The 19,447-nt window shown below is 34.1% G+C and carries 15 protein-coding genes and 2 tRNA genes; 16 read left to right on the forward strand and 1 reads right to left on the reverse strand.

Features of this window, described 5'->3' with window-relative positions; all coding sequences use genetic code 11:
- The first annotated feature begins 195 nt into the window (after window positions 1-195).
- Complete coding sequence (locus BLP68_RS03685; RefSeq protein ID WP_091540151.1) at window positions 196-828, forward strand: hypothetical protein; 633 nt, start codon at window positions 196-198, stop codon at window positions 826-828.
- Between the two features lie 178 nt (window positions 829-1,006).
- On the forward strand, window positions 1,007-1,330 hold the full coding sequence (locus BLP68_RS03690) for a DUF3795 domain-containing protein (protein ID WP_091540154.1): 324 nt from the start codon (window positions 1,007-1,009) through the stop codon (window positions 1,328-1,330).
- A 142-nt stretch (window positions 1,331-1,472) separates the two neighbouring features.
- On the opposite strand, the gene BLP68_RS03695 is transcribed toward BLP68_RS03690, so the two are convergent.
- Window positions 1,473-1,559, reverse strand: a tRNA-Leu gene (locus BLP68_RS03695).
- A 151-nt stretch (window positions 1,560-1,710) separates the two neighbouring features.
- Here BLP68_RS03695 and BLP68_RS03700 point away from each other — a divergent pair.
- The 14 genes from BLP68_RS03700 to hypD all read left to right on the forward strand — a co-directional run bounded on the left by BLP68_RS03700 (window position 1,711) and on the right by hypD (window position 19,408).
- Window positions 1,711-2,661: a metal-dependent hydrolase gene (locus tag BLP68_RS03700; protein ID WP_176758853.1), complete on the forward strand. Its 951-nt coding sequence runs from the start codon at window positions 1,711-1,713 to the stop codon at window positions 2,659-2,661.
- 174 nt (window positions 2,662-2,835) lie between these two features.
- Window positions 2,836-3,411 (forward strand): RNA polymerase sigma factor, encoded by a 576-nt coding sequence (locus BLP68_RS03705; RefSeq protein ID WP_176758854.1) that lies wholly within the window; start codon window positions 2,836-2,838, stop codon window positions 3,409-3,411.
- Window positions 3,412-3,424: 13 nt separating this feature from the next.
- Window positions 3,425-4,714, forward strand: a complete 1,290-nt coding sequence (locus BLP68_RS03710) for a DUF4349 domain-containing protein (protein WP_091540250.1) — start codon at window positions 3,425-3,427, stop codon at window positions 4,712-4,714.
- The gene (locus BLP68_RS03715) at window positions 4,711-5,451 is read left to right on the forward strand and encodes an SIMPL domain-containing protein (protein WP_091540161.1); all 741 of its coding nucleotides are present in this window, start codon (window positions 4,711-4,713) and stop codon (window positions 5,449-5,451) included. Before BLP68_RS03710 ends, BLP68_RS03715 begins: the two co-directional genes overlap by 4 nt.
- 241 nt (window positions 5,452-5,692) lie before the next feature.
- Window positions 5,693-8,365 (forward strand): DNA polymerase I, encoded by a 2,673-nt coding sequence (polA, locus tag BLP68_RS03720; RefSeq protein ID WP_091540162.1) that lies wholly within the window; start codon window positions 5,693-5,695, stop codon window positions 8,363-8,365.
- Window positions 8,366-8,424: 59 nt separating this feature from the next.
- Window positions 8,425-9,027 (forward strand): dephospho-CoA kinase, encoded by a 603-nt coding sequence (gene coaE, locus BLP68_RS03725; RefSeq protein ID WP_091540165.1) that lies wholly within the window; start codon window positions 8,425-8,427, stop codon window positions 9,025-9,027.
- A gap of 19 nt (window positions 9,028-9,046) precedes the next feature.
- Entirely contained in the window at window positions 9,047-9,664 is a 618-nt protein-coding gene (locus tag BLP68_RS03730; RefSeq protein WP_330389048.1) for a lytic transglycosylase domain-containing protein, read from the forward strand.
- A gap of 99 nt (window positions 9,665-9,763) precedes the next feature.
- On the forward strand, window positions 9,764-11,383 hold the full coding sequence (locus tag BLP68_RS03735; protein WP_091540167.1) for a peptide ABC transporter substrate-binding protein: 1,620 nt from the start codon (window positions 9,764-9,766) through the stop codon (window positions 11,381-11,383).
- Window positions 11,384-11,515: 132 nt separating this feature from the next.
- A tRNA-Leu gene (locus BLP68_RS03740) sits at window positions 11,516-11,601 on the forward strand.
- Between the two features lie 80 nt (window positions 11,602-11,681).
- Window positions 11,682-12,128: a (deoxy)nucleoside triphosphate pyrophosphohydrolase gene (locus tag BLP68_RS03745; RefSeq protein ID WP_242876894.1), complete on the forward strand. Its 447-nt coding sequence runs from the start codon at window positions 11,682-11,684 to the stop codon at window positions 12,126-12,128.
- A gap of 163 nt (window positions 12,129-12,291) precedes the next feature.
- A complete protein-coding gene (locus BLP68_RS03750; RefSeq protein ID WP_091540169.1) occupies window positions 12,292-14,373 on the forward strand; it encodes a methyl-accepting chemotaxis protein in 2,082 nt (693 codons plus the stop codon).
- Window positions 14,374-14,508: 135 nt separating this feature from the next.
- A complete protein-coding gene (locus BLP68_RS03755) occupies window positions 14,509-15,933 on the forward strand; it encodes a sigma-54 interaction domain-containing protein (RefSeq protein WP_091540172.1) in 1,425 nt (474 codons plus the stop codon).
- 187 nt (window positions 15,934-16,120) lie between these two features.
- On the forward strand, window positions 16,121-17,023 hold the full coding sequence (locus BLP68_RS03760; RefSeq protein ID WP_091540175.1) for a glycyl-radical enzyme activating protein: 903 nt from the start codon (window positions 16,121-16,123) through the stop codon (window positions 17,021-17,023).
- 6 nt (window positions 17,024-17,029) lie between these two features.
- A complete protein-coding gene (hypD, locus tag BLP68_RS03765) occupies window positions 17,030-19,408 on the forward strand; it encodes a trans-4-hydroxy-L-proline dehydratase (RefSeq protein WP_330389049.1) in 2,379 nt (792 codons plus the stop codon).
- Window positions 19,409-19,447: the final 39 nt, after the last annotated feature.

Below are 19,447 nucleotides of genomic sequence, written 5' to 3' on the forward strand. Positions count from 1 at the left end.
CTGCAATGCGAAAAAACTTAATAGCTAAAGGTGCTACTGAAAATTTTGTAAATTATGTAAAAATAGAGGATATATGAAGATTACGTAGAAGTAGAAAATATTCAAAATCAGTAATAAATCGTATGTTGAACGAAGGAATAAGTGTAAATAAAGTGTTAGTCATATTAGATGAATAAAACCTAGGGGGAATTAATGATGAAAAGGAAATTAATTATTACAATATGTATAGTTATAGCTGTGGTAATTTCAGGATGTACCAATAAATCTATTGACTCATTCAAAGATGAAAAAGACCATTTGATTAATAAGATCTTAGAATTGGAAGAACAGGTATCCCAAAAAGAGGATGATATAAAGCGTCTACAAGATCTAAATACCAAACTAACAATAGAGATAAAAGAACTAGAAGAGAGTTTTATAATGTCTAGGTTTTCTTCATATGCTATGTTAAAGGATAAATATGACTCCTTTGAAAATTTGAAAAATATATATAATATAAATGCGAAATATAAAATTAAAGATGATTGGTATGTTCTAGATGATGAATATTTTAAATTGGAATTAATTGGATACAAAAATGCTAAGAAGGTAGATTTTTATTTTCTAAGGATGGAATCAGATCAGGGAGAGGAATTAATATTTACTGATAATGACCCTAGTGATGGGTGGATATATACAAATGATAGCATTAGTGAAATAATAGAAAAACATATTAAAGCTCCAAAAGGAAAGTTTTCGTATGAGCCTTATTTCGTACTTTACACAAAGGTGACCTTAGAGAATGGAGAAATCACACAAACACTAAAATTACCAATATATTATGAATAAATAACTGTAAAAAATCTATGATAAAAGCAAAAAAAATTATCTAAGTTTGATAGTTTTTGTCCCATTAAATGTGTTATTAACTAATAAAAGAGTTTGGTTTGGTGTATGTAGAGGGTGCTTTGTTAACCTGACAGTAGATAACACTGTATTATTATTAGTTGAGAGGAGGGAAATATTTTTGAAAGATTATAATGGATTCATACCTCCTTGTGGTATTTACTGTGGTGAGTGCCCAAATTTTTTGAGGACAAATAACCCATGTGAAGGCGCAGAGAAGCATTGCAAGGTTAGAAAATGTAAAGGAATTTATGTATGTTGTATAGAGAAAAAGAGATACAATTATTGTTTTCAGTGTAGTATTTTTCCATGTAGTAGGTTTAAAAAGTTTGCAGAAAAATGGATGAAATTAGGACAAAACTTGATTTCAAATCAACAGAATTTGAAAGAGTTAGGAGAAACAAGATGGTTGGAAAAGTGGAAGCACAAAATTAATATGAATTGACGGTAACGAACTGATATATTAGGATTTTTAGTTACAATGGCTAGAGGTTAGTGCAAATAGTTAAAAAAAGCTAGGAGAGATCAAATAAATAAAAAAAGTCTTTAAAATCGCACTAGAATGCGAATTTAAAGACTTTATATTTTGGTGCCGCGGAAGGGAATCGAACCCCCACGATCTTTCAATCGGCAGATTTTGAGTCTGCTGCGTCTGCCAGTTCCGCCACCGCGGCATGTGAGGTACAAAATTTATGATACCATACACCTGTGAGAATGTCAATCATAAGGTTATAGAAAAATCTTCAACTATATATAGGCCACATATTCTGATATAATGCATTATGTAAACTATTGCAAGGTTGAAAAAACAAAGGGGGAATGGGGATGGACCCACTATCACACGCAATTATCGGCTTGTCCATCCATGGACTAAGTCAAGCACCAAGCTTAGGAAACCCTGCCAGCATCGGCGCTTTAATTGGTGCTATTGCACCTGATCTTGATATCATTACCAGAATAAAGGGTGATTATGTATATTTGAAGCATCACAGAGTTGAAACCCACTCGATTCCAGGGATAATAGGAGTTTCATTACTAATAACCTTAGGGCTTTCTCTTATCTACTCATCCTTTGTTTTTAGAGAGGTCTTTCTGTGGACAATGATAGGTGCTTTGTCCCATGTTGTTTTTGATCTATTGAACTCCTACGGTGTAGCATTACTATATCCATTGAACCGTAAGAAATATTCCATAAACCTGATAATGATATACGATCCAGTTGTAATATTGTTGAGTGGATATATTCTATTTTTCAGCGGTCGGACTTTTTTTGAAAACCTCATGATGGGAGTAATTATGCTGGCTTACCTAATTCTCAAGGCATTAGACAAGAAAAGCCTAAAGAGAATACTACAAAACCAATATTGTAAAGGTGCTGAAATTAGAAAAATAACAATTATGCCTTCGGATTATAATCCTCTTAAATGGGACTATATCGTAAAAACTAAGGAAGAATACTTAGTTGGAGATATTAAAAGCTTTAGAGGTATTCCAAATCAATTAAGACGATTTACTATTATAACCAATTCCATTATTGAAAAATCACTAAAGGAAGAACTGGGACAGTATTTTGAAAGCTTTACACCTTTTTTTCATATAGACTTTAAAGAGGAAAAGGATAGAATTATAGTGAAAATGACAGATCTAAGATATCGAGTAACTAATGGTTTTAAGCATCATGCAATTTTTCACTATAATAATAATGCTCAATTAGAAAAAAGTGTATTTCATCCTTTTAAAATGGATAATCAAATTACAATAAAGAATGATCGGTAGAATTAAGTCGATTATTTTTTATTGTTTTTTCAATAGTTTAACAAATATTTAAAAAACGTATATATCCTTTAACAGATAAAAGATATATAATTATAATGTTCAAAAAAATCTTATGGAACAAAAACCAACTTATTTCGTCTTAGAAATAGGAGGTCGTGGAAGGGAGTGGAACACTTGAGTCAAGAGGAAATCTCCTTAATTGAAGAATCTCAGCAGGGGGATATGGATAGCTTTGAAAAGCTAATTCAACCATATCAAAAGAAGGCTTTTAATATAGCCTATCGAATGCTAGGGAATCTAGAGGATGCCAATGATGTTACCCAAGAAGCGTTGATTAAAATATATAAATCAATCGACAAGTTTAAAGGTAACAGTCAATTTTCAACGTGGCTTTATTCAATTGTGTCTAATTCTTGTATCGATTATATCCGAAAAAATCGAAAGGGAAAAATACTATATTTAGATAAGGACTACGATTCTGGTGAGGGTACTTATCAATTAGAGGTTCCAGATGAAGAAAATACTCCGGAGTATTTACTTGAAAGGAAAGAGACACAGAACATGATACAGGATGCTATTAACCAACTTAATTATGAGCATAGAGAAGTTATTATATTAAGAGAAATAGAAGGCTTCACCTACCAAGAGATTTCAGAAATACTTAAGTGCTCAGAGGGAACTGTTAAATCAAGGATTAGCAGGGCTAGAAGTAGCTTGAGAAGTCTACTTGGAGAAAAAATGAAGGCTTGAAAGGAGGGTTAGAATGGATTGCAAAAATTTTGATTATTATAGCTCACTATATATTGATGAAATCCTTACTGAGGATGAAAAAATTAAATTTGAGAAGCACTTAGAAGAATGTACAAGCTGCAAGCTTGGTATTGAAAATCTAAAGATTGTTTTGGAATGCTTAGATGACATTCCTGAAGTTGAATTGCCTTCCAATTTTAATGAGACCCTCCGAGAGAAGCTTAAGATGGAGACTGGGGTGAAGGAAGGTCTACCGAAAAAGAAAGGCTTTAACCTTAGAATAATGAAGGGTATAGCAGCAGGTCTATTGATTTTATTGGTAACAGCTACTGCATATAATTCTTTAATGCCAAAGCAATTTAATACTAAATTTCAGATATCTGATATGGCTCCAGCCGAAGCTCCAGAGAGTATGAATTCAGCTAGAGCTGAAGAAGAGGGTAGGACTTATGGTGTAGAGATTGCCGATGTAGATAAGAATAAGCAGTTCAGCTTTAATTTGACACTGGATGATAGTAATGACGAGTCTGCAGTAATGGACACTGCTGAGCAGGAAATGATGACTATGGGTGCAACAGAAGAATACTCAGAGTTTAAGTTCATCCATACTGGAAACATTAGAATTGAAACAGTAGAATTTGATAGGGTATATGCATCAATAATGCAATTAGTTGACGATAATAATGGGTATATACAACAGGCAGAATCCTATTACCGTTACATTAATAGAGAAAGACCAGAAGAGTCTATGCGGGCGGCTCGATTGACTGTTCGAGTGCCTAGTGAAACCTTTAAGGGAGTATTCCATCAATTTGAATCCTTTGACAGGGTCATTAGTCAAAATATCGACACCGACAACATTACAGAAACCTATAGAGATACTGAGACACAAGTAAGAAACCTTGAAATTCAAGAGGAAAGACTCCAGGAAATTCTTAGCAAAGCAGAGAAGGTTGATGACTTATTAAGAATCGAGAATGAGCTTTCACGGGTCAGACTGGAAATGAATCGTTATTTAGGAAACCTAAAAACTTACGATCGACTGGTGGCTATGTCAACCATTCATATTGACTTAGAGGAAGTAAGACCATCAGTATTAAGAATACAATCTGTAAATGATGGACTATGGGGAAAGGCAAAAAATAACTTTGTTCAATCTGTTAATAGATTAATTAGGGTTGGTGAGAGAAGCTTAATTGGGTTATTTGGTATACTACCTCATCTATTCTTAATATCTGTTTTCATAGGTCCAATTGGATGGGTTATGTTTAAAAAATATAGAAAAGGAAGGATGAAAGAATGAAAAGTTTAACAGTGAAACCAGCACCATTTCTTACACTGATGGTTTTTATGCTGATTGGCTTTTTCTTCCTAGGTAGTTTTTCATCTGGTGTAGCAAATGCAGAAGCCAATACGGCATTACCTAGTGAAATTAGTGTAAATGGTACAGGAGTGATTTTAGTAAAACCAGACATTGGGATTATAAACATTGGTATAGAAACATCTAATAAAGATTCTAAAATTTCTCAAGATGAAAACACCAAGCAATCTACTCAATTGGTGGAGGCTCTGAAGAAAGCAGGTATTGGAGAAGAGGATATAAAAACCTCCTATTATAACATGTATCGTGAACGCTTTTATAATGATGGAAGACAGCAGGAGGGAGACTACAAAGTAGTGCATTCCTTTGAGGTTACTGTAAGGGATATAAACAAGGTAGGAGCAACCATCGATACAGCTGCAAAAAATGGAGCCAATCAAATTAATAATGTTAGATTTACTATGTCAGACAATGAAAAGCATTATTTAGAAGCACTTTCTGCAGCAATAAAGAATGCAGAAGGAAAGGCTGAAACTATTGCAAAAACCCTTGGAGTAACAATAGGTAAACCTTCAAAGGTGGTTGAAGCAGGCTATAGTGAGCCCTATGGAAAGTATATGGATGTTAGACTTGAAAGTGCAGCCGACATGAGTGTTACGCCTATTGCTTCTGGTGATTTAGAGATTAAGGCACATGTTAATGTAACATATAATTACTAAAATATAATAGGTTTTTCAACAATCTACTTTGTTGACTCTTGACAATTGGCACGTGAGCTTTTATGCTCACGTGTTTTTAATGTAATATGAAAGTTCGTTTAGAACTTCATAAATTCTAAAGCATGAAATGCTTTTATTCTGTACTTATGTAAATAATAATGTTATAGGTTTTACAGCGATTATAATTAGTGTTAAAATATTGATACCGAATATAATACCTTTCGAAGGGGATGGTAAATAAATGATTAAAGATCGTATAGTAATTATTGATGGAAATAGTTTAATTAATAGAGCATTTTATGCGCTACCACCATTAGTAACAAAGGACGGTAAATACACAAATGCCATGTATGGATTTTTGACAATGCTGAGTAAAATTTATGATGAGTACGACCCAGAATATATAGGTGTGGCCTTTGACTTAAAGGCACCAACCTTTAGACATAAAGAATATGGAGATTATAAGCTAGGCAGAAAAAAAATGCCGCCAGAGCTGGCAGAGCAAATGGCACCACTAAAGGAAATTTTAGATGCATTAAATGTGTATCGAATTGAAGCAGAAGGCTTTGAAGCTGATGACTTAATTGGAACATTATCAAAATACTGTGAAAAAAAGGGAATGGAAAGCTTAATTGTAACTGGAGATAAGGATGCACTTCAACTTGCTTCAAAAACAACAAAGATACTTATTACAAAAAAAGGAATTTCTAATTTGGCTACCTATGACGATGATGCAGTGTTTCAGGAATACGAGGTAACACCATTGCAATTTATCGATTTAAAGGGCTTAATGGGTGATAAATCCGATAATATTCCAGGTGTGCCAGGAGTAGGTGAAAAAACTGCTATCAAATTAATAAAGCAGTTTAGTTCTATTGAGCAGCTTATTCAGAATACTAATGAAATAGTGGCTGACAAATTGAGGGAAAAAATCGAAGCCCATATAGATGATGCTGTTATGAGTAAGCGATTAGCCACCATTATAACTAATGTTCCTGTTGAAATAGAGCTTGAGAGCTTAAGAAAAACTGAAGGGAACTATGATCAAATAGTCGAGCTTTTCAAAAGGTATGAATTTAATAGTTTAATAAATAGGTTTGCCATCCAGACCAATAAAGCAACTGTTGAAAAAAGGGAAAAGATAACCCATAGAATAACAGATTTAGATTCAATGATTAAAGTAAAGGATATAATTAAGGACGCAAAAAAGGTTGCTATTAAGTCAATAACAGAAGAAAATAATATGCTTACCGATAAAATTATATGTATTTCAATGGCTACAGATAAAGATATTTTCTTTTTAGACCTTAGGGCTATAGATGATCATAATAGTGTGATGGAAGCAATAAAGGATATTTTAGAAGCTGATAACATAGAGATAATTGGTCATGATATAAAAAAAGAAATAATTCATTTTGCTCCCTACAATATAAATTTGAAAAACATTGTATTTGATACAATGATAGGAGAATACTTAATTGATTCTGCAAAATCAACATATGGGATAAAGGAGTTAACTACCTTCTATTTAAATGAAACTATTATGGATGAAGAGGAGTTAAGAGGAAAAGGGAAGCAACAATTAAAACCCAGTAATATAGATTCCTTAAAGATAGAAGAATACATGTGTCAACATGGTAACGCTGTACTAGAATTAACAAAACCTATTATGGAAAAAATTATTAATCTGGACCTACAAAAGCTATATTATGATGTGGAGCTACCCCTTACAGAAGTTCTGGCATCAATGGAGATAGAAGGAATAAAGGTTGATAGGAAAATGCTAGAAGCTCTAAAAATAGAATTTGGAGATAAGATAGACCTATTAACTAAGGATATATATGCTTTAGCAGGTGTAGACTTTAATATAAACTCACCTAAACAGCTTGGGGAGGTGCTTTTTGAAAAGCTAGAGCTGCCTCCAATTAAAAAGACGAAAACTGGGTATTCTACAAATGCTGAGGTTCTTGAAAAACTCATCGATCGTCATGAAATAATTCCTAAAATACTTGAGTACCGTCAGGTTACAAAGCTAAAATCAACCTATGTTGATGGTTTGCTAAGTATAATTAATCCTATAACTGAGAGAATTCATTCCAGCTTTAATCAAACTGTGACTACAACAGGCAGGATTTCCAGTACAGAGCCCAACCTGCAAAATATACCAGTCAAGCTGGAGATGGGACGTCGACTTAGAAAGGTATTTGTTGCCAAGGAGGGTTATCAATTTGTTGATGCCGACTATTCTCAAATTGAGCTTAGGGTTTTGGCTCATATATCGGAGGATGTAAATTTACTAGATGCCTTTGAAAAAGATCAAGATATTCATACCCGAACAGCCTCAGAGATTTTTGATGTACCTATGGATGAGGTAACATCGGAAATGCGAAGTGGTGCAAAGGCAGTAAACTTTGGTATAGTTTATGGTATTAGTGATTTTGGCTTAGGTGGAAATTTGAATATATCAAGGGCCAAGGCTAAGCAATACATTGAAAGCTATTTAGAAAAATATTCAAATGTAAAAAAGTATATGACTAGTAGTGTAGAAGAAGCGAAGAAAAAAGGATATGTATTGACACTAATGAATAGAAGAAGATATTTACCAGAATTACATTCAAGCAATTTTAATATACGTTCATTTGGCGAAAGAATAGCAATGAATACACCCATTCAAGGAAGTGCAGCTGATATAATAAAAATTGCAATGGTAAAGGTATATGAAAGTCTTAAGAAAAATAATCTTAAAGCAAAGCTCATTTTGCAGGTTCATGATGAGCTTATAATTGAAGCTCCAGGAGATGAGCTGGATATAGTTGAAAAGCTGTTAAAGGATTGTATGGAAAATGCAATAGAATTAAAAGCTCAATTAAAGGCGGATCTCTCCTTTGGAGATACATGGTATGATGCTAAATAAACAAAAATACTCTATTAAGTTTTTAAGTACTGATGAAAATAAAAATAAAGGTGATACTAATGACTAGAGTAATAGGCTTGACAGGTGGAATAGCCAGTGGGAAAAGCAGCATATCAAAGATACTTCAGGCGTTAGGTGCTATTATTATTGATGCGGACATTATTGCCAGACGGATTGTTGAGAAGGGTAAGCCAGCCTTTATACAAATTGAAGCTACCTTTGGTAAAGAGTATATTACTAACAATGGTGAATTGGATAGAAAAAAGCTTGGTGCTTATGTATTTAATAATAACTTAGCATTAAAAAAACTAAACAGTATAACACATCCTTTTATTATAAAGGAGATAGAAAGTGAAATAAAAGATATAAAGAAAAAAATGTCTAATGGCGTTATAGTTTTAGATGCTGCGTTGTTAATCGAAATGGAGTTAATGTCACTTGTAGATGAGGTTTGGATTGTTGAAATAACAGCCGAAGAACAGCTTAGAAGATTAATGTTAAGAGATAAATTAAGCTTACAAGAAGCCAAGGCTAGAATTAATTCTCAAATGAGCTTTGAAGAGAAAAAGAAATATGCTGATAAAATTATAGATAATTCGGCTAGCTTTACTGAGTTGAAAGAAGTAGTGGAAAGTGTATTAAAAAAAGTGAAAGTTAACTGATACCTCGGAGGGATTGTTGTTGATCATATATATTGGAAAAAAAATACGTATTCTCATAACATTAACTTTTATATTAGTAGTAGGGATATTACTATTAAACAACGCAGACTGGATATTAAAAACAATCTATCCTATCCATTATCAGGAGCTTATAGATAAATATTCTGATATGTATGATGTAGACCCATATCTAGTTGCAGCAATAATTCGTAACGAGAGTCGCTTTAATCCTGATGCAATTTCCAGAAAGGAAGCAAGGGGGTTAATGCAAATTGCACCTATTACGGGAGAATGGGCATCAGAAAAACTCGGTATAGAAAATTATTCAGAGGAAATGCTCTTTGAGCCTGAGCTTAATATCAGAATTGGCTGTTGGTATTTAAATATTCTATATGGAGAGTTTGGTGACAATTTACAACTAATTATAGCAGCATATAATGCGGGTAATGGTAATGTATCCCGATGGCTTGATAATCCTGAGTATAGCAGTGATGGAAAAGACCTAGATGTAATACCCTTTGGAGAAACAAGAATATACCTGCAAAGGGTAAATAGAGATTATACAAGATATAGAGTTATTTACCAGGAAGGTGTTAGAGGCTTTCTTTCATATTTAAGACAATATACCTTATTTTAACAAGTTATATTTAGCTATTTCAACAGAGTTTTAAATCGTATATAATGGAGTAGATAATGTTTATAATTATTGCTACTTTTTAAAGGGGGACATACTTTGATGAAGCATAAAAAAATATTTTTATTGCTGGTATTAATAATGACTATGTTGATAGCAGCCTGTAGCCAGGAAATTGTAGTAGAAGAGCCAAACAACTCAGTTGAGATTATTGAAAACTTGGAGCCTATCAAGGGAGGAACCCTTAACCTATCAGTAACTAGATTTAATACATTTAACCCGCTTTTCAATAATAACAAAGGCATTAAACAGCTACAGAACATAATATTTGAAGGGCTAATTTCATTTAACAAGGAATTAGAGCTTCAACCGGCTTTGGCTGAGAAATGGGAAATAGCAGAGGATGGACAAAGCATCGAGTTTACTCTAAGAAATGGTGTTAAATGGCATGATGGACAGCCATTTACAGCTGAGGATGTACTTTTTACATTTCAGGTGATAAAGGGTAATATTACATCAGTAAAAAATACTTCTGTATATAGAATGAGTCTTCAACAGATTTCTGATATGAGAATCATTGATGAAAACCGTATACGGGTTACATTTACAAGACCCTTCAGTAACGGTCTAGAGGTAATGACCTTTCCTATACTGCCAAAGCATTTATTTGATGGAAATAAGGCCAGTAACCTAGATAGTGAGAGCTTTCCAATAATAGGGACAGGCCCTTATCAACTGGAAGAGCATCAGCCAATGAGGGATATGAAGCTTAAGCGAAATGATGCTTACTGGGGAGAAAGCCCATATATTGATAACATTGCTGTAAATATTGTACCAGATAGAGAAGCACAGCTTTCTCAGTTTGAAAATGGAGATATAGACTTTGCAGAACCTATCTCAATCGATTGGGGAAAATATTCAGATAGTAAGAATGTTAATGTTTATGAATATGTGAGTAATTACTATGAATTTGTTGGCTTTAACTCAAGAAATAAGCTGGTTAATGACCCAACCATAAGAAAAGCTATTGCCTATGGAATTGATCGTCATAAGCTGATAAATAATATCTATCTAGGACACGGAACCGTAGTTGATGTACCAGTATTTCCTCAATCTTGGTTATATAATGAAGAAAGCCTACAGTATGGTTATGACGCAAACAAGGCAACAGCTTTATTAGAGGAAGCCGGATATGTACATTCAGAAGACAAGGTTCGAAGTAATGAAGCTGGTGAAGAGCTTAAGCTTATACTTGTCACTAATAATGATAATCTACTACGTGAAAAAACAGCTTATTTTATAAAAGATGAACTAGAAGCAATAGGAATAGAGGTAGAGGTTAAATTATTAGACTGGGAAGAATTGAATGAACAGCTTAACACAAACTCATATGATATGTTATTAGGTGGTTGGGAATTAAGCATAGGACAGGACTTATCATTTGCCTTCCACTCAGCTCATTTACAGGACACAAACTTTATTGCCTATAATAATGAAGAGATGGACAATCTATTGGTTGAAGCCTTCCGCTCAGCAAATAGAGAAGAAAAGAAAAATAACTACGATGCTTTGCAAATGCATATTTCAAATGAACTACCATACTTCAGTCTATTCTTTCAAAATAGAGCAATATTAGTAAGAGATAAGGTTAAGGGTGACCTTCAACCTCAAATTGATAACAGCTTTAATGGAATAGAAGGATGGTTTATTGAAGCAAGATAAAGAGCTTAAATAAGAAAGAGGTTTACTTACCTCTTTCTTTATGTTTTCTTCACTTGTGGTAAAATATGGTTGGTGTTGACTTTTTACGGCCTTGATATTATAATATTAAGGTGCTAGACATGAAGAATTTATGCGGATGTGGTGGAATCGGCAGACACGCTATCTTGAGGGGGTAGTGAGCAACGCTCATATGGGTTCAAGTCCCATCATCCGCACCAAATCTAAACCATTTTCCAATATTTATTGGGAGATGGTTTTTTATTATAAAATTGAAACATAATAATGGAGATAATAAAGAATGAATAAAACATATATAGCTATTGTAATTGATTGTACTACGAAAGAAAGGAAGATGCTTATGGTTGAAGTTGTTGCTGCTATCATCACCAATGAGGTGGGATATATAATGATCGCTCGTAAAAAAGCGGGAAAATCGCAAGCTGGACATTGGGAATTCCCAGGAGGAAAGATAGAAACAGGTGAAACACCTGAAGAATCATTAAAAAGGGAGCTATTGGAGGAAATGAACCTTGATTTAGAAATAGATAGCTATTTTGATAGCAATATACATCAATATGAAAACATGAAAATAAAGCTAATAGCATACCTAGCTAAGGCAAAAGGTGGCAATATAAGCTTGAAGGACCATGACAAGGTTATGTGGGTGAAGCCTCCAGAGTTAATAAATTATAAATTTGCTCCTGCCGATGAACCTTTTGTAAGTAAATTAATTAAAAACTCTTAAAGATTCTGGCCAAAATTTTGAAGTTACAATAACTGATGCAGGAGAGCTATATTTAAGAAAAATATAATTTAAAAATAACATATTATAGAAAAGCTCACCTCTATGTTATAATATAAATATGATTATATTATAACTATGTTTATCATACTGGGAGGTAGTCTATATGAAAAGGAAAAGAGATAATTTTTTTGGCTTAAGAAACAAGCTAGTAGCAATCTTCATATTAATAACAATTATACCCATTCTAGTTATAAGCTTTGTTGTTAATGATAGGGTAACAAACCGTATCCACGAAGATTATGTCATAGCAACTCAAAAGGAGCTTGTTCAAGTAAATAATATTATAAATACATATTTTGAATCCGTTGCAGAAAATGTAAACTTATTTGCTAGTTTACCTTTAATAAAGAATATGGATGACTCTATCACAACATATATGGATAAAACTTCGCCAGAAGACTTACAAATGACACCGTCTGAAAATGGTGGTATAGAGGAAGAAATTTATAATATGTTTGTCATTTTTGCTAAAACCCACCCAAGGTCTGCCTATGTATACATGGCTACTGAATATGGGGGCTATATCCAATGGCCAGCGGGAAATATAATGGAAAGATATGATCCAAGGGAGAGACCCTTCTATAAAACTGCTATAAATGATACAGATTCTATAATTCGAACTAATCCATACTATTTTGAAGCCGATGATTCTGTTATTGTTAGTACAGTGAAGACAATTAGAAATGATGAAGGCAAAATAGTTGGTGTCCAGGGACTTGATGTAAGCCTAGATGGCCTTACAGATATGGTTAAGAATATTGAAATTGGCCAAACAGGATATATAATTTTAGCCGATAATGAAGGAACTATATTGGCACATTCCAAAGATTCAAGCTATAATTTTAAGAATTTAACTGAACTAAACATTGATGAGTTTAATAATCTATTAGATGTTGATTCTAATTATTTAGCAATTGAAGTAGATGGAGAGAAATATATAGCAAATGTGTTCACATCTCCAGAAACTCAATGGCAGTTTATTGCTATAATCTCTGATAAAGAGTTATTGGCTAGTGCAAATCAAATAAGAGATAATATTTTAGTATTGGCTCTTCTATTAATTGCTGTTGTAATAATAATTTCCATTTTATTCTCTAATAAACTGGCAAAGCCTTTAGTTTTAATAACAGAGTACCTAAATGCCATAGAGTCTGGTGATTTGACACAAGAAATACCTTACAATCTACTTAATAGAAAAGATGAGGTTGGCCTTGTGGGAAATGCTGTAATGAATATGCAAAAAAACATTATCAGGTTAATTAAGAATATAAAGAATTCCTCAAACACAGTTAAAACATCTTCAGCTTCATTAAAGGAAATGACTCATGAAACAAATCTTGCAACACAGGAAATAGCTCAAGCGGTACAACAAATAGCCATGACAGCAAATGATCAGGCAAAAGAACTGGATACAGGTACAATAAAAACGGGTGAGTTAGCAGACAGCATTGAAGAGGTAGTAAGTTCCACAATGGCGATGGAGGCAATATCTGCTGAAACTGATGCATTCAGTGAAAAAGGCTTACATATTGTTAGGTCATTGGCTGATAAATCTATAGAAACAAAGGAATCCACAAAGGAAGTTAGCATTTTAATGAATGATATGGTAATGAGGGCTGAGGAAATAAGTACTATTACACTGGTAATTAGTCAAATCTCTGAGCAAACCAATCTCCTGGCCTTAAACGCAGCAATTGAGGCTGCAAGGGCAGGAGAACATGGCAAGGGTTTTGCAGTAGTAGCAGAAGAAGTTAGGAAGCTTGCAGAAGAATCTTCGTCGGCTGCCAATAACATTAAAAGCCTTATAGGCGGAATTCAGTCACAAGCCCATAAAACAGTTTCTGCCATGGATAAAACAAATAAAACAGCTGAAGAGCAAGAATTAGCAGTGGAAGAAACTAAAAGCATCTTTGAGAAGATTTCATCCTCCATTGAAGCTCTTTCAAATAAGGTAAAGGAAATTAAAGAACACCAAGATGAAATAAGAAAAAGAAAAGATGTATTAATTGGAGTAATAGAAACTATAGCCGCTGCATCGGAAGAGACAGCTGCCAGCACACAGCAGGTTTCTGCTTCAACTGAAGAGCAACTGGCAAGTATCGAACAGGTAACCTCCTATGCAAATGGATTGAGTGAGTTGGCCGAAGCCCTTGAAAAAGAGATCTCTAGTTTTACAATTAAATAGCACCATATTAAACAATCCCCTAATGCTAAGTTAGGGGATTTATAAATCATCAATTTTATTGAAAGTAATATCATCCTGTGGGATAATATTTAATAATAGGTAATTAATAATTAACACTGGTGAGGGGGTAAAAAAATGAACTATAGTCATCTTCTAGAATCCATTTTAAAATATACCGATGAGGGAATATTGGTTGTGGATACAAATGCCAATGTAGTTCTCTATAATGAGCCTGCCACCAGTATTGCAGGTATTTCACAGGAAGAGGCAATCGGGAAAAACATTTTAGAAATATTTCCAGATTTAACACCAGAAACCAGCACTTTTTATAGGGTATTAAAGAGTAATGAAGCTATTATTGACTATGTACAAACCTATCAAAATTATAAGGGACAAATGGTTACTACTGTAACTACTACAATTCCTTTAATAGAAGATGGAACACAGGTTGGAGCCCTTGAGATATATAGAAACTTTTCTCAGGTGAAGGAATTATCAGAAAAGCTTATTAAGCTACAGCATGAGCTATATAATAAGAATTTAAAGAAAAAGCATTATGAAGGAAATGGAACCAGCTTTACTATAGATGATATTATTGGAGAGAGCAATGCAATTGACAGACTAAAGAAGCAAATAAGGATTATAGCAAATAGTCCTTCATCAGTTTTGGTTTGTGGTGAAACAGGCACTGGAAAAGAGCTAGTAGTACAGGCAATACATAACGATAGCTATTTAAGGCGAGCAAAACCCTTTATTGCACAAAACTGTGCAGCATTGCCAGCTACATTATTAGAGGGAATATTATTTGGAACAGCCTCCGGTAGCTTTACAGGTGCTGTTGATAAACCTGGATTATTTGAGTTGGCGGATGGAGGAACCTTATTTTTAGATGAAATCAACTCTATGGATATGCAGCTACAGGGAAAGCTATTAAGAGTCTTGCAGGATGGAATTATTAGAAGGGTAGGTGGAACAAAGACAATTACTGTAGATGTAAGAGTAATTGCCTCCACCAATAAAGATCCAATTACGGCAGTGGAGGGGCAAACCCTTAGGGAAGATCTCTACTATCGGCTTAATGTTCTTTCAATAGAGCTTCCTCCCTTAAGAAGGCGTAAGGAGGATATTCCACTACTAACGTCATATTATATTAATTATTATAATAATAAATTGAATAAAAGAGTAAAAGGAAGTAGTTCAAAGGCAACTGAAGCTCTATGTAGCTATGATTGGCCTGGAAACATTCGAGAATTAAAGTATGTCATAGAAGGTATGATGCACTTTATAGATAAGGATTTTATCCAGCAATCAGACTTGCCCATTAACATAATCAATAAGAGAATACTCAATAATGAAATTGAGGAAAACAAAAATAAACAACAACAGCTTTCTTTAAAGGAAGAGCTATCTGAATATGAAAAACAAATAATAGAAATGGCAATAGAAAAAACAAATGGAAATTGTGCTAAAGCAGCAAGAATACTGAATGTACCAAAGCAAACCCTTCATAATAAGATAAAAAAGCATGGTATTGAGTGGAAAACCATAATTGATGAATAGTCCCAAAAATGAGACGAAGTAAATTTTATTGTCTCGTTTTTGGGACTTTTTTTACCCTGTCTTAAAGAATAACCTTATTTCATTACATATATTGTGGATATACCTTGATTTCATTTATTGCTATAAAATGGTATGAAACTTGCATAGGATAATGGGTGCGTAACTCTTCATACAAAGGAGTGATTTAATGAAAAAAGCTACAATATTCAATATACAACGCTTTTCTTTACATGATGGACCGGGAATAAGAACAACGGTGTTTTTTAAGGGATGCCCTTTAGATTGCTGGTGGTGTCATAATCCAGAAAGTAAAAGCTTTAAAGAGGAATTGGTTTTTAGTGCCAGTAAATGTATTCATTGTGGTGAATGTATAGAGACATGCAAAACACAAAGTCTTAGTTTTTATAAAGATACTATTGTAAGGAATGAGGATAATTGCAATTTATGTAGGGGATGCGATGTAATTTGTCCAACATCAGCTATAGAGGCAATCGGAAAGAAAATGAGTACAATTGATTTGATGAAGGAGATAGAAAAGGATAGAGTATTTTATGAGGAATCTGGAGGAGGTGTAACCTTTTCAGGTGGTGAACCTCTGTCACAAGCAGACATTTTATATGAAGTATTATCTCAGTGTAAGCTTAAGGGAATTCATACTGCTGTAGATACATCGGGTTATGGGACTTGGAATGATTTTGAAAAAATTCATAAAGTTACTGATTTATTTCTGTATGATATAAAGCTTATGGATTCCAAAGCTCATGAAAAATACACTGGAGTAACTAATATTATTATATTAAATAATTTAGAAAGGCTTGTAAAGTGTCATGATAATATAATTATAAGGCTACCGATAATACCTTCCATTAATGATGATGACGAAAATATTATTGAAATTTGTAATTATCTTTCAAAATTACGTGTAAGGCAGGTGCATATCCTTCCCTACCATGATACTGGTATTGATAAGTATACAAAGATTAATGAAGATTATAGGCTGAAGGGATTAAAGTCACCCACTGAAGAAAAAATGTTTAAAATAAAAGAAAAAATTAAAGCCTTTGGCTATGAAGTTAAAATAGGAGGATGATAAAAAATGACAGTTGATAGAGGAATGAACGACCGAGTAAAAAAATTGAGGCTTCAAAGTGAGACCGCCATACCTATGATTTCAATTGAAAGGGCTGTACTGATGACAGAGGCATATGAAAAATATGAGGGACGGGTTTCTATACCAGTGCTTCGTGCCCTGGCCTTCAAGCATTTGATGGCAAACAAAACAATATGCATAAACGAAGGGGAGCTGATAGTTGGTGAAAGAGGCCCTGCACCTCAAGAAACACCAACCTATCCAGAGTTATGCTGTCATACACTAGAGGATTTACAAATCATGAACGATAGAGAGAAGATTTTTTTTAAGGTAAGCGATGAAGTGAAAAAAATCCATTCCGAAAGGATTATACCCTATTGGCAGGGTAAATCAATGAGGGATAAGCTAATAAATTCAATGACAAGTCAGTGGCAGGATTGCTATGAAGCTGGAATTTTTACTGAGTTTATGGAGCAAAGGGCGCCAGGACATACAGTAGCAGATGATAAAATTTTCAAGAAGGGTTTTAAGGATTTTAAGAAGGATATAAAAGAAAGCCTAGCCAGCATTGATTTTTATAATGACCCTCAGGCCTATGAAAAGGCTGAAGAGCTTAAGGCTATGGAAATATGTGCAGATGCAATAGCGGTTTTTGCTAGGCGGCATGGAGAAAAAGCTCTGGAACTTGCTAAAACTGAAAAAAATCAAGTGAGAAGGCTGGAACTAGAGAAAATTGCAGAGGTTTGCTTCCGCGTTCCTGAAAATTCGCCAAGAAATTTTTGGGAGGCATTGCAGGGCTATTGGTTTATTCACTTAGGGGTTATAACTGAATTAAACACATGGGATGCCTTTGACCCTGGAAGACTGGACCAGCACTTATATCCTTTTTATAAAAATGAAATTGCAGAGGGAACATTGAGTAAAGATAATGCTAAGGAACTCTTAGAATGCTTCTGGGTAAAGTTTAATAACCAGCCAGCCCCTCCAAAGGTTGGAATAACATTACAGGAAAGTGGTACATATACAGACTTTGCCAATATAAATATTGGTGGCATGAAGGTGGATGGCTCTGATGGAGTAAATGATGTATCCTATTTGCTACTTGAGGTTGTTAATGAAATGAGACTATTACAGCCCAGCTCAAATATACAGGTTAGTAAGAAGAATCCAGACCAGTTTATTAAAAAAGCAGCAGAAATAATACGAGAAGGTTGGGGGCAGCCTTCAATATTCAACGCCGATGCAGTAATGGAGGAACTCATAAGACAGGGAAAATCCATTGAAGATGCTCGATGTGGAGGCACCAGCGGCTGTGTAGAGACAGGAGCCTTTGGAAAGGAGGCATTCATTCTAACGGGTTACTTTAACCTGGTAAAGATATTGGAGATAACACTTAATAATGGAATTGACCCCAGAACAGGAAAAAGAATCGGATTGCAAACAGGAAATGTAGATGAGTTGAAAAGCTTTAATGAACTGATGGGTGCCTTTAAAAGGCAATTAAAGCATTTTATTGATATCAAAATTTATGGAAACAATATTATTGAAAAGCTATATGCTATAAATATGCCATCACCCTTTCTTTCCATAGTAATTGATGATTGTATTAAGAAGGGAGTTGACTACAACGCAGGTGGGGCAAGATATAACACAACCTATATACAGGGTGTAGGAATTGGTACAATCACCGATAGCTTGTCGGCAATTAAGCATCATGTATTTGAAAACAAGCGACTAACAATGGGTAAACTGATGGATTCACTTAATAAAGATTTCCAAGAAACAGAAAATATTCGACAGCTATTACTTAATAAAACCCCAAGGTATGGGAATGATGATGATGCTGCAGATAATATTATGGTAGAGGTCTTTAACATATTCTATGAAGCGGTAAATGGTAGAAAGACCATGAGAAATGGTACCTATAGAATTAATATGCTACCAACAACGTGCCATGTTTACTTTGGTTCAGTAATTGGTGCTACAACAGATGGAAGAAGGGCAGGAACCCCTCTTTCTGAAGGTATATCACCGGTTCAGGGTAGCGATAGATTGGGACCAACTGCAGTAATTAAGTCTGCTGCAAAGATGGACCATTTAAAAACAGGAGGGACACTATTAAATCAAAAATTTGCTCCAGGTGTCCTAGATGGGGAAACGGGTTTGGAAAAGCTAACACATTTAGTTAGATCATACTTTAGACTTGACGGACATCACATTCAATTTAATGTAATCGATGCTAAAACCCTTCGAAAGGCACAAAAAAACCCCGAAAAATATAGAGATCTTATAGTAAGAGTGGCAGGATATAGTGATTATTTTAATAATTTAAATAAAAACCTACAAAATGAAATTATTGAACGGACGGAACATAAGCAATTATAACTAAATTTAAAAATCTGCTAATTTTTAGCAGGTTTTTTC

This window comes from Alkaliphilus peptidifermentans DSM 18978 (genome assembly GCF_900101495.1).
Lineage (GTDB): Bacteria > Bacillota > Clostridia > Peptostreptococcales > Natronincolaceae > Alkaliphilus_C > Alkaliphilus_C peptidifermentans.